This is a genomic window from Bacillus sp. AY2-1 (genome assembly GCF_008368965.1).
Taxonomy (GTDB): Bacteria; Bacillota; Bacilli; order Bacillales; family Bacillaceae_G; genus Bacillus_A; species Bacillus_A thuringiensis_S.
This window is the reverse complement of record NZ_QPEL01000190.1, coordinates 1-12,851: the sequence shown is the minus strand read 5'-3', so window position 1 is coordinate 12,851 and position 12,851 is coordinate 1. Positions and strand designations below refer to the sequence as shown.

The window sequence follows — 12,851 nt, the reverse complement described above, 5'->3', positions numbered from 1 at the left end:
TTGGTAAGACCTCTATTTTTAAGAGTAGGTCATATAAGTATATCTAATTTAATGGAATTTAACATTTGGAGGTACAACATGGGGAATGTTGAAAAAATGGCAAGTCTTCTAATAGAAGAACCGAAAAGAGAGCAGTTATTTCCTTTATTTGAAGAAGTGTTTGAAATTACAACTCAAACATTGAATGATTTTTCGGATAAAGGGTATTGGGATGATACATATAAAGCTTTATCATTTTTACAAGAAGATAAAGTGATTGCAAATGTTGCGGCATTTTCACTCCCATTATTAATTAATGGAGAAAAAATAAATGCGGCGGGTATTCAATCAGTAATGACACATCCTAATTTCCGTAGACAAGGGCTAATGAAACAATTAATGGGTAAAATGATAGAAGAAATCGATAAGAAATGTGAATGTACATTATTGTTTACGGAAAAACCTGAACTATATACAGCGTTTGGATTTAAAGTTGTGCAGGAATATTTGATGACTATACCATACGATAAAAACAATAATAACGATTCACTACTTAAAAAATTAGATTACTATAATGTAGAGAATAGACAGTTAATACATGAAACTATTGATAGTGGCCAAAGACTTTCAAATAATTTTTCAACTTTAAACTTCCGTCCTTCATTTTATTTGAATATGTATGACTCGGAATGGAATGAGAAATTGTATTATTCAGAGAAACTAGATGCTTTAATCGTTTATGAAGTAGACAATGAAAAGTTGAAATTATTTGGAGTATTTGCGCCAGTACTTCCGGTTTTAGATGAAATATGTGGAGAAATCAATGAAAGGTTTACGGAAATCGAATTTTATTTTTCTCCAGATCAATTAGGGATTGAGGATGTACAGTTTACAGAATTACAGTCTAGTAAGTATTTAATGGTTCGAAGTGATAAAGAGTTAGATTTTAAAGGTTATAAATTCCCAGTATTAGCGGAGTTTTAAATGTCTATATAAATGCTTTATATATCGTATATACCAGAACGTATTGAGCAACTCACTATAATGAATGTACCTGAATACTATAAGATTAATGACAATCATGCGTTTATTGTCCGTTCGAAAGCAGAAACTGATTTTTGGCTTAAAACACATTATGGTTTTGAAGTAATGAATGGTCATGTATTTTATAATGAGATGATGACAGACTTTCAAGCTGAAGTTCAGTTACGTATGAATCCAAATTCAAAATTCGATCAAGCAGGTCTTTTTGTTATGATTTCGGAGAACTGTTGGCTAAAAACATCTTTAGAATATATCCCTGAAGGGCCATCTCACTTAGGTGCTGTCGTAACGAATAATGGATATTCTGACTGGTCAACGCAAGATTATCCAACTGAAGAAGCTAAGCAACAAATTCGTTTTCGAATTATTCGAAAACGTGGTGATTATACAATATATGTGAAAAAGAGCCATCAATGGGAACAAATAAGAATCACTCATTTAATGGAGGATATAGGGAATGAGCCTATTAAAATAGGTTTTTACACGTGTAGTCCTTCTAAAAATAAGGGATTTGAGACTGAGTTTTTAAATTTTACAATTGAAGAAATATAGATGAAAAACCGTATTCTTTTCAGTAAGAATGCGGTTTTTGTATTTACATAATATAAAGCACATTTATTGACCAGAAAGTCATTAATGCTTATCATTTAATAATGTTAAATATTAATTTACATAATATAATAGAAGTAATGAAGAAATTACAAAATATATCGCTTAAATAAGGAGGGATATGAATTATTCAGTGGTAATTTCATGGGAAAAGGAGATTATGTATGAAATCATTTCGTAAGTTATTACAGTATTTAAAACCATACATGTTCTTCGCTATTATTGGACCGCTATTTATGGTACTTGAGGTTGCGATGGACTTAATTCAACCGACTATTATGCAACATATCATTGATGTTGGGATTGCAAATCGGGATTTAAATTATGTAATAAAAATGGGGCTTCTTATGATAGGGGCAGCAGCACTCGGTTTAGTTGGAGGGCTTGGGTGTATGATGTATTCTACAAAAGCAGCTGTTAATTTCGCTACAGACATAAGAAAAGATGTGTTTGCGAAAATAGAAACATTTTCTAGTAATAATCGTGATTCATTTGGAACAGGTAAATTATTAACGATTGTGACGAATGATATCACTTCTATTCAATCGGCAATGACGATGACATTACGTGTTCTCGTTCGTGGCCCACTGTTATTTATCGGAAGTATAATTATTGTTTTTGTAACAGCGCGAGAGTTATTTCCAATATTACTTGTAGTTGTTCCAATTTTATTACTTGCAATTATTTTAATTGCAAGTAAAGCAAGTGGTACATTTAAAAAGGTGCAAGAGGCATTAGATAAAGTGAATACAAAGTTACAAGAAAATTTATCTGGTGTGCGTGTTATAAAAGCGTATGTAAGACAAAAATATGAAATCGCTCAATTTGGAAATGTAAATACAAATTTAACGAAGATAAATATTCGAGCTGTGCAACTTATTTCTTTAATGATGCCAATCATTATGCTAGTTGTAAGTGGCGGGATTGTTGCAACATTATGGATTGGTGGAGAAAAAGTATTCAGTGGAACACTTCAAGTAGGAGCGATTTTGGCATTTATTAATTACTTGAATATCATTTTAATGTCACTTATGTCGATTAGCATGGTATTTATTCAAATTGCGCGAGCTTTTCCATCTGCGGATCGTGTAAAGCAAGTGTTAAATACTGAAGTTGATATTATAAGCGAAGCGAATGCGATTGAACCTGAGAAAATCGAGGGGAATATAGAATTTAAAAATGTTAGTTATAGCTATACGAAAAATAATGAATATGTTTTAAAAGATATTTCGTTTAGCATACAAAAAGGTGAAAAAGTAGGGATTATTGGATCGACTGGAAGTGGTAAATCAACCTTAGCGAAACTGTTACCACGTCTATATGATGTGGATCAAGGTGAAATATGTATAGATGGAATAGATGTTAAAACATATGATTTGCAAAAACTCCGTGCTTCAATAGGCTTTGTACCTCAGAAGGCGTTATTGTTCTCAGGTAGTATAGAAGAGAATTTACGTTATGGTAAAGAAGATGCAACACACGATGAGCTGGAAGTAGCAACCGCATCAGCTTGTGCGACTGAGTTTATCAATAAGCTGGAAGAATCTTATCAATATAATTTAACACAAGGTGCAACAAATCTATCAGGTGGACAAAAACAACGTGTATCAATCGCAAGAGCACTTGTGAGAAAACCACCGATTCTAATATTAGATGATTCTACATCAGCAGTTGATGCGAAATCAGAGGCTACTATTCAAACAGCTTTAAAAACAAAATATAAAGGCACAACGACTTTATTAATTGCGTCCAAAATTTCTTCCATAATGGATGCGGATAAAATACTTGTATTAGATAATGGTGAATTAGTTGGTAATGGTACACATGAACAATTGTTAGAACAAAGTGAGGTTTATCAGGAAATTTATCTTTCCCAAGGTGGTAATTTGTATAAAGAAGGTGGGGAAGAACATGCGTAATTTTCAAGGACAATTTGCTAATAAAGGTAGAAGAAACACGCCAAAGATGCGAAAAGCTAAAAATGCTCAAGGAACTGTAATGCGGATATGGAATTATATGGGCTATCAAAAAGCTGCTCTTATGTTTGTTATATTTCTAGTAGTTGTTACTACATTACTTGGATTATTAGGTCCATATTTTATGGGAGTCATTATAGATCAATATATTGTACCGAAAGATTTAAGTGGTACAGCAAGAATGTGTATGTTACTTATCGCGATTTATGGTGTAACGGTACTTTTAACATGGTTACAAACGTTTGTCATGATTAACGTTGCATTAAAAACAATTCAAAAAATACGACAAGATATTTTTGAGAAAATCCAAACGCTTTCTTTACGGTTCTTTGATGTACGTTCTCAAGGTGATTTAATGAGCCGTGTGACAAATGATATAGATAATTTGAACCAAGCTTTGACACAAAGTGTTGTACAAATTATTTCATCAGCGTTAACTTTTATAGGTGTAACGATTGCGATGTTCGCCTTAAATTGGATTTTAGCAATTGTAACTTTAATTACAGTACCTATTATGTTTTACGTTACAAAAAAACTAGTTGCATATAGTGGTAAAAACTTTGCGAAGCGTCAAAAAGATTTAGGTGAATTAAATGGATTTATTGAGGAAGCAATTACAGGTGCGGATGTTACAACGTTGTACGGAAAAGAAAAAGAAACTGTACAAAATTTCAATAAAATTAATGAACAGCTAAGAGTTTCAGCTACGAAGGCTGATACATTTTCAGCTTTTATTTTTCCAAGTATGAACTTTATTAATAACTTAGGTATGGGGCTTGTCATTGGGACTGGATCAGTTATGGTCTTAAACGGAATGACAACAGTAGGTGTTATTGCGGCTTTTATTAATTATTCTCGTCAATTCTCAAGACCGTTAAGTCAATTTGCGACTTTAATGAATACAATTCAAGCAGCAGTTGCTGGTGGAGAACGTGTTTTTGAGATTATGGATGAGGTACCAGAAATTCAAAATAAAAAAGACGCATTTGTTGTACAAAATTTACAAGGGCATGTTGTACTTGAGAATGTTTCATTTGGCTACGCAGAAAATAAAACGATTTTAAAAGAAGTAAGTCTTAAAGCGCAGCCAGGAGAGACAATTGCTTTAGTTGGTCCGACTGGATCAGGGAAAACAACAATCATTAATTTGTTAACTCGTTTTTACGATATACAGCAAGGACAAATTCATATTGATGGAAAAGATATAAAAGATTATGATATTAATTCTTTACGAAGTAAAATAGGAGTAGTTTTACAGGATACGTATTTATTTGCAGGCTCGATTATGGATAATATCCGTTATGGACGCTTAGATGCTAGTGATGAAGAAGTCATCACTGCAGCTAAGGCAGCATCTGCACATTCTTTTATTAAGCATTTGCCAAATCAATATGAAACAGAAATTGCTTCAGAAGGATCGAATTTAAGTCAAGGACAAAAACAACTTCTTGCGATTGCACGAGCAATTTTAGCAGATGCAGATATATTAATTCTCGACGAAGCGACATCTAATATTGACACAAGAACAGAATTACAAATACAAGCAGGACTAAATAATTTAATGAGAGGTCGCACAAGTTTTGTGATCGCTCATCGACTTAAAACAATTGAAAAGGCAGATCAAATCCTTGTTATAAAAGATGGAAATATTTTAGAAAGAGGGAATCATGAATCTCTCATGGAAGATAAAGGATTCTATTTTGATTTGTATACGAGTCAGTTTAAAATATAGTAAAAGCATTGATATGTTGCGGTTTCTCTTGAGAGGAGAAACCGCATTTTTTTATATTTGAAAATATTATTATTCTAATGGTCTTTCACTACATATTTTAACAGCATCCTCCTGCATTCCAGGCAAAACATGTGAATAGCGATTTAATGTTATGAACATATCTTTATGACTGAAGTGTTCTAGATGTATACCTTGTTTCAAAAGTAGCGGACCATGTGTATAACGTAAATCATAAAATCGAACTTTAAAAATTGGGATTTAAATAAAAAGAGCGCAGTATAGCGCTCTGAGACAAACTATATATTTAGAGAGAAATCAAGATAATATATGGATATTGTTTGAGAATGTTGTAGGTTTTAATTAAAAATAAAGCACACATATAAGTGTGCTTTTATGAACGCTTTAGATTTGTATGACTATATAGTCAACATACAATAAAATATGCTTGTTTAATATAAATGTGTGTCAAATCTATCAAAATATATTTTAGTGTGTATAAGGAACATTAAATGTTAGTTAGCCAAGTCTTTTGTTTTTATCCCGCTATTTGCCGGGCAGTAAGGCCCCCACCTCAAAATTCAGTGGAAGCAAAGAAGTTAGGTGAGGGCCGGGCTGCCCGTAAAAGTTCGATTGGTGAGGGCTGATTAAAGTTTCACTTTATTAACGAATTTGCGCAACTGTTAACGCTGCAGAACGAATATCTACTGTACCTATTACTTCAACGGGGACAATTTGAATTACATCACCAGGGTTTAAGTTAATTAGAATGACACCACTTGATACATCGACTTCACCAGTTCCGATAATATTAGAACGGACTGCGGTTCCGGATCCTGCAATAACATTAGTCGATGAATTTAATGTCAAGAAAAAGCGCGCTGCTTCCGGGGCTACCGGAACGTTATCAAGGCTAATTGTTAATGTATAGCTAATTTGATAAATACCAGCTATCTGAATTTTAATACCAGTTCCAGTACTAATTGTATCATTGATTACAGGGACAGTAATGTTAGGATTTGGGCCTGTACTAGGTAATAGTAGTGGTGTAAATAATGTTGCAAATTGAGGTGAAGTAGCATTGAAGGCAAAACCTAGGGCAGGTAGTGTACTAGGTGCTTGTGCTTCACAATTAAAATTAGCGAATTTACGAATTGATGAGCGCATATTTTCACTCCTTTCTTGTATTTAGATTGCGTGAGTATTAACTTCACGTTTTGGACAATCATAATACAATATATGAAAATTTATAGTAGATAGTGCACAAGCGTTACTATTACGGATAAAGCTATAAATAATATATGGAAAAAGCAGTTAGCTAAATTAGCTAACTGCTTAGTAGGTTCTCTAAGAGCAAATAGGAGAAGAATTATTGTGCCATATAAAAGGTCACTATAGATAAGTGCTCTTTTTGTGAGTGAGTATAAGTTCCTATCATTCTATCTAGTATATGCAATGTACTATATGTAGTTGCTACTAAAATTGATGTGAATTTTTAAAATTAGAGGTTTCTTTTAATGAAACCTCTAAAAAGATAAATCAAGTTACGTTATAGTAAATTCAATTGCAATAGGAGTGCCTCCATCTAGGACTGCTCCTCCTACAATAGTAGCAGCTGTAGTAGTCACACCAGTAATAGTATCACCTGTTTGAATAACACCATTAATATAAAGTGTTAAAAAGGCATAAGAAGCAGGGAATGTTGTTACAGCGCCAGTGTCATCAGTGAAGTCTGTGTTAGCAAAAGTTAAATCTGCTCCAGCAGCAGTTCCTGTTGCTGCTGTACTTACAAATCGTCTTCCAGCTATAAAAGGTTTAACGATAGGCATTTATATTCACCCCTTTTTGAGAATTAACTCAGACAAGTTTTTTGAAGGTTTTGTCCTGTATCGTATTCTATGCTGTGCTTCTACTAAGAGATACGGCTTGTATACTAGTAAATGAGTATAATTATTATGCGTTTTATAAGTTAGGTTCTTATCAGTAATTAAGTGATTAAGGTTGGATTTTGTATATGGTATGTTTAGGTTAAAAAAGAGCTCTTAATCAAATTATTATCTTAGTGTTGTAGGGAAACTGGCGGCCTCAGTGACAGATGGCAAAAATAATTTACGTGGTATTGTAATAAATTCAAGCGCAATTTGCTTTGGATAAATAAGTATTTGAGTTAAATCTAGAGCATGTATTAATAGTATCATGAAGCTTGTAAGAATTAAAAAACTACCCCAAAAGAAACTTTTTGAAGTGTTGCGGAAATCTTTTATTAAAGAAAAGAATGAAAAAAATGCGGTAACAATGAGAATTAAAAATTTATACTTATCAGCCATTGTGATCCTCCTAAAGAGCAGTAATTTATATTATACGGTATTTTTTCTTTATAATTATAAAAAGATTTTAAAATACCTATGTTGTAGACTTATTGTTTTCATTTTGCCTACAATCGTATAATACTAAAGCGAATAATGTTGAAGAACTTTATTAAGCTAGCGGCACACAACAAAATTAATATTATCTAGTGAGAAACATTCTAGTTTACTTCGTAGTCCCAATCCATAAATTGTGAAACTACGAAATAGATTATTAATAAAAACATTTTAAGATTATTATAATATTGATGTGATGTATACAGAAAAGAGGATAAAAAGCATCCAGAATGAGTTAATAGCTAGTGAATAACAATTGAAATAGCACTGAAAATCAATAAAACAGCCATAATGATGTTAAATAATTGATTATGTTTTAATAAAATTTTTTGGAACATGGAACCAAAAAGGCTCCAACTAAATGTACTCAGTAAACCAACTATACCTAGGAATAATGAGAAAAGTAGAAAAATTGAATATGAGTTGTAGTAAGGGAGTATAAAAGTAGAGACTACGGTGAGTCCAAATAATATTCCTTTTGGATTAACAAATTGAAGAAAAATACCCACTGTAAATAAGTTTTTATTATTTTTTTCATCGGGTTCTGCACTGCCTTTACTAGTGATTATTTTAAAGGCTAAATATAGCATATACGCGACACCTAAAATCTTTAAAGGAAATTCAATTAAAGGGATAATATTAATTAATACAATATTAAAAAAACTACATAAAGAAGTGAGGATGAAAAAACCGAATGCTACTCCAAAGCAAAAGTTTATACTTCTCTTTAATCCGTGTTGATTTGCGTATGTCATAGCTAAGAAATTGTTAGGGCCAGGTGTGAAGCTGCTTATAAAAACAAATAACAAAAAAGAAAATATTGGCATTTTAAAACCCCCTAATTATTTTGTATGTTATAATGATCAAAAAGAACAATATAACGTGTGCTTTTTATTATACATAACGGACGTTATATTGTATACAATGTAGGAGTGTTTTTTATGGAAGAAATTCAACTTATTCTGGCAAAAAATTTAAAATCAATACGTGAAAAAGAAAAATTAAGTTTAGAAAAGGTCTCTCAATTAACAGGTGTAAGTAAAACGATGATTGGACAAATTGAAAGAGGAGATTCAAGCCCGACACTAACAACAATATGGAAAATTGCTAATGGTTTGAAAGTATCCTTTACCTCTTTAATTAATAATCCACAGCCTGATACGAAAGTGATTTTACGAAATGATGTTCAAGCATTGTCTGAAGACAATGGGAGATATAAAGTGTATCCCTCATTTCCTTTCCAAGATGATAGAAACTTCGAAATCTATACGGTTGAAATTGAAACAGAAGGGAATTTAAGTTCAGAAGCACATAAAGAGGGTACTGAGGAATTTATAACGGTATTTGAAGGGGAATTGAAAATTGATATAAATGATTGTCAATATACGTTAAATAATGGAGACTCAATTCGCTTTAAGGCGGATAGACCGCATACTTATACTAATTCAGGAAGAACATTAACTCGGTTAAGTATGACTATTTATTATCCAGCTTTATAAGCTGGCAATAATATAAAGAGTAAAAGTAAATGTGTATTGTTAAAACCATCTATAAGAGATGGTTTTATTTTTTTGAATAAAAAAAGACACTCAATTGAGTGTCAATATAGTATTGCTCTCGCGTATAGGATTGGAGATGTTTCTCAAATACATATTGAGATGGTCTGTAAAGGAGAAACAATCTTCATCTTTAATGTAACATCGACTTGGGGGAAGTGTAAATTGATAATATATATACGGAAAATTTAGTATAGATGTTTTCTACTATGGATATAGTATAATTTGTTTTTATTACTTAATCACTATAGTAACATTTACTAAGTGAGTATTTAGATTTTTTATTATAAAAAGAATGAATCATTTTTTAATCAATTCGTATAATTGTAAGAGAGGCACCTGTTGATCCGCCTCCAACTAAATTCACGACGGATAATATACCAAATAATTGTAGTGAAATTGTATTACCAGCATTTAAATTAGTAATTAAATTATTACTATAATTTGAAATTGATAACGCGGGAGAAAAAATAGAGCCAGGAATTGGCGTAGAAGCGTTTAATAGTAGTCTTGTTCCAGCAAGTAGAGAGGTTGTCGTATTAACTTGATAGGTTAAATGATATCTTCCAGTTACAGGAATTGTAAATATATCGTTTGAGGCGTTAACTGTAAAATTACCGAGGCTTTGGTTATTAGAAAGAGGAATATTAGTGCCACCTAATATCACAGAGATGGGACCACCTAATGTATTATTAGCGAACATAGAGTTTGTTGTAACGATTAAACCAGTACTTCCGGTAGGCCCAGTACTTCCGGTAGGTCCAGTACTTCCGGTAGGCCCAGTATTTCCGGTAGGCCCAGTAAGCCTGTAAGGGAAAATAATGTCAAGGGCCATTGACATTATTTCTTTTTTTCTAATTTCATTATTATCTTGAATATAAATCACCTCATCTTTTTAAATAAGAATGTTATAGATTTAGTACTTTTTAAATAGAATGATTTATTTATTATATTAATTAAAGCGGTTATAGCAACGGTAAAATGTTTAATATATGTAATAATTCTTTGGGAAGAAAAAGAGAATAGTTATAAAGTCATTCTTTAATAATAGGATCATAATGATGTGTATGAATTAAAAAACATGTGGAATGAGGTATTAAATTGAAACGCAATGACAATTTATCATTGAATAAGGGGATGATAGGGCCAGAAAATATTGGACCTACATTTCCGATTCTTCCACCAATGTATATTCCAACAGGAGAAACAGGTCCGACCGGAATAACGGGACCAACTGGAATAACAGGACCAACGGGAGTAACTGGAGCAACAGGTCCTACTGGGGGTATTGGCCCTATAACAACAACCAATTTGTTATATTACACTTTTGCAGATGGAGAGAAACTTATATATACAGATACTGACGGGATACCTCAATATGGTACAACAAATATTTTGTCTCCTAGTGAAGTTTCTTATATTAATTTGTTTGTTAACGGAATACTGCAGCCACAACCATTATATGAAGTGAGTACTGGTAAATTAACTTTATTGGATACGCAACCACCATCGCAAGGATCTTCAATTATATTACAATTTATCATTATTAATTAAAAGGACAGATCCTTAATGAAAAGGAATCTGTCCTTTTTGTTTCATATTTAAATAGTTAAAATTAAGTGAAGGTACATTCAATTTCTAGATGTTATAAATGGTTGAATGATAGGAAATTTACTTTCAATCCTTTTCATTGTGTATTGGAATAAAATATAGAATGAATTTTTCAATATATTATATGAGAGTTCTCTATGATACAAACGGCTTCATGTTTAAAAAGAGACCACAATTTTAGTAAAGAAATAATGTGAATTTATATGTAAAAAATGGCACCGTTAATTGTTGAGTATATTCAAATTAATATGTGTATTTGAACCTAAGAGATAAACGTGGAAAAATAAAATAAACTCTTAAGTTTAGGTATTTAATCTAAGCAGTCAATTATTAAAAACATATAATTAATATGTGAGTCATGAACATAATTAAATAACGTTTTCAAGTTTAATTATAATTCATGTTTCCTATTTTAAGTCAATATATAACACATACTTCTTTACAACTTTAAGATTCTTATAATAGGAAAAACTCAAATATAAAACAAGTAAGGAGGACATAAATGACAAGTAATAATTGTTTTGGTCATAACAACTGCAATAATCCGATTGTTTTCACTCCAGATTGTTGTAAAAATCCACAGTCAGTTCCTATTACTAGGGAACAATTAAGTCAATTAATTACTTTACTAAACTCATTAGTATCAGCTATTTCAGCATTTTTTGCAAATCCAAGTGATGCAAACAGAGTAGCATTATTCAATTTGTTTAATCAATTTTTAATTTTCTTAAATTCCTTATTACCTTCCCCAGAAGTTAATTTTTTGAAACAATTAACTCAAAGTATTTTAGTTTTATTACAATCTCCAGCTCCTAATTTAGGTCAATTGTCAACATTATTGCAACAATTTTATAGCGCACTTGCACAATTCTTCTTCGCTTTAGATCTTATCCCTGTATCCTGCGACTCAAATGTCGATCCTGCAACTTTACAAGTTCTTTTTAATTTATTAATTCAATTAATCAATGCTACTCCAGGTGCAACAGGTCCAACAGGCCCAACAGGTCCAACAGGTCCTGGAGGTGGAGTAACAGGTCCAACAGGCCCAACAGGTCCTGGAGGTGGAGCAACAGGTCCAACGGGAGCAACAGGAGCAACAGGCTGAACAGGAGCAACTGGTGCAACAGGTGCAACAGGCTCAACAGGCCGAACAGGAGCAACAGGTCCAACAGGCGCAACAGGACCAACAGGCGCAACAGGCTCAACAGGAGCAACACAGGAGCAACAGGTCCAACAGGTGCAACAGGCTTAACAGGAGCAACAGGTCCAACAGGAGCAACAGGAGCAACAGGAGCAACAGGCCCAACAGGAGCAACAGGTCCAACAGGAGCAACAGGTTTAACAGGAGCAACAGGTGCAACTGGTGGCGGAGCTATTATTCCATTTGCTTCAGGTACAACTCCATCTGCGTTAGTTAACGCGTTAATAGCTAATACAGGAACTCTTCTTGGATTTGGATTTAGTCAGCCTGGTGTAGCTTTAACTGGTGGAACAAGTATCACATTAGCATTAGGTGTAGGTGATTATGCATTTGTAGCACCGCGCGCAGGAACTATTACGTCATTAGCAGGTTTCTTTAGTGCAACAGCTGCATTAGCTCCACTATCACCAGTTCAAGTGCAGATACAAATATTAACTGCACCTGCAGCAAGCAATACGTTTACAGTACAAGGCGCACCTCTATTATTAACACCAGCATTTGCCGCAATAGCGATTGGTTCTACAGCATCAGGAATCATAGCTGAAGCTATTCCAGTAGCGGCTGGGGATAAAATACTGTTATATGTTTCATTAACAGCAGCAAGTCCAATAGCTGCAGTTGCTGGATTTGTAAGTGCAGGTATTAATATCGTTTAATTTGTTACAACGTTTAGTAGGAAATTAAATAGAGGTTTGTATATAGTCCTTCCTAAATTTAGGAAGG

The 12,851-nt window shown here is 32.9% G+C and carries 11 protein-coding genes and 1 pseudogene; 7 read left to right on the top strand and 5 right to left on the bottom strand.

The features are described 5' to 3' along the window. The first annotated feature begins 78 nt into the window (after positions 1-78). The 4 genes from DN403_RS28090 to DN403_RS28075 all read left to right on the top strand — a co-directional run bounded on the left by DN403_RS28090 (position 79) and on the right by DN403_RS28075 (position 5,340). Positions 79-963, top strand: a complete 885-nt coding sequence (locus DN403_RS28090) for a GNAT family N-acetyltransferase (protein WP_000528682.1) — start codon at positions 79-81, stop codon at positions 961-963. 12 nt (positions 964-975) lie between these two features. After that, positions 976-1,575, top strand: a complete 600-nt coding sequence (locus DN403_RS28085) for a DUF1349 domain-containing protein (RefSeq protein ID WP_000965798.1) — start codon at positions 976-978, stop codon at positions 1,573-1,575. A gap of 221 nt (positions 1,576-1,796) precedes the next feature. Then, a complete protein-coding gene (locus DN403_RS28080; protein WP_000834778.1) occupies positions 1,797-3,551 on the top strand; it encodes an ABC transporter ATP-binding protein in 1,755 nt (584 codons plus the stop codon). Beyond that, on the top strand, positions 3,544-5,340 hold the full coding sequence (locus tag DN403_RS28075) for an ABC transporter ATP-binding protein (RefSeq protein ID WP_001243571.1): 1,797 nt from the start codon (positions 3,544-3,546) through the stop codon (positions 5,338-5,340). Before DN403_RS28080 ends, DN403_RS28075 begins: the two co-directional genes overlap by 8 nt. 660 nt (positions 5,341-6,000) lie before the next feature. On the opposite strand, the gene exsF is transcribed toward DN403_RS28075, so the two are convergent. The 4 genes from exsF to DN403_RS28050 form a co-directional block, all read right to left on the bottom strand. Then, the gene (gene exsF, locus DN403_RS28065; protein WP_001257874.1) at positions 6,001-6,504 is read right to left on the bottom strand and encodes an exosporium protein ExsF; all 504 of its coding nucleotides are present in this window, start codon (positions 6,502-6,504) and stop codon (positions 6,001-6,003) included. 377 nt (positions 6,505-6,881) lie between these two features. Then, positions 6,882-7,166, bottom strand: coding sequence for a DUF4183 domain-containing protein (locus DN403_RS28060; RefSeq protein ID WP_001123247.1), 285 nt, complete (start codon positions 7,164-7,166; stop codon positions 6,882-6,884). 225 nt (positions 7,167-7,391) lie between these two features. Beyond that, a complete protein-coding gene (locus DN403_RS28055) occupies positions 7,392-7,664 on the bottom strand; it encodes a hypothetical protein (protein WP_000774122.1) in 273 nt (90 codons plus the stop codon). Between the two features lie 338 nt (positions 7,665-8,002). Then, positions 8,003-8,587, bottom strand: coding sequence for a LysE family translocator (locus tag DN403_RS28050; protein ID WP_001121276.1), 585 nt, complete (start codon positions 8,585-8,587; stop codon positions 8,003-8,005). 114 nt (positions 8,588-8,701) lie between these two features. Here DN403_RS28050 and DN403_RS28045 point away from each other — a divergent pair, with 114 nt between their 5' ends. Then, the gene (locus tag DN403_RS28045; RefSeq protein ID WP_000391292.1) at positions 8,702-9,259 is read left to right on the top strand and encodes a helix-turn-helix domain-containing protein; all 558 of its coding nucleotides are present in this window, start codon (positions 8,702-8,704) and stop codon (positions 9,257-9,259) included. A gap of 364 nt (positions 9,260-9,623) precedes the next feature. Here DN403_RS28045 and DN403_RS28040 read toward each other — a convergent pair whose 3' ends face one another. Further along, complete coding sequence (locus DN403_RS28040) at positions 9,624-10,202, bottom strand: BclA C-terminal domain-containing protein (protein ID WP_002082800.1); 579 nt, start codon at positions 10,200-10,202, stop codon at positions 9,624-9,626. Positions 10,203-10,417: 215 nt separating this feature from the next. On the opposite strand from DN403_RS28040, the gene DN403_RS28035 reads away from it, so the two are divergent. Together DN403_RS28035 and DN403_RS28030 are read left to right on the top strand one after the other, a co-directional pair. Beyond that, the gene (locus DN403_RS28035) at positions 10,418-10,870 is read left to right on the top strand and encodes a DUF4183 domain-containing protein (RefSeq protein ID WP_149185992.1); all 453 of its coding nucleotides are present in this window, start codon (positions 10,418-10,420) and stop codon (positions 10,868-10,870) included. A gap of 559 nt (positions 10,871-11,429) precedes the next feature. Then, positions 11,430-12,784: pseudogene (locus tag DN403_RS28030) on the top strand (exosporium glycoprotein BclB-related protein). Positions 12,785-12,851 lie beyond the last annotated feature (67 nt).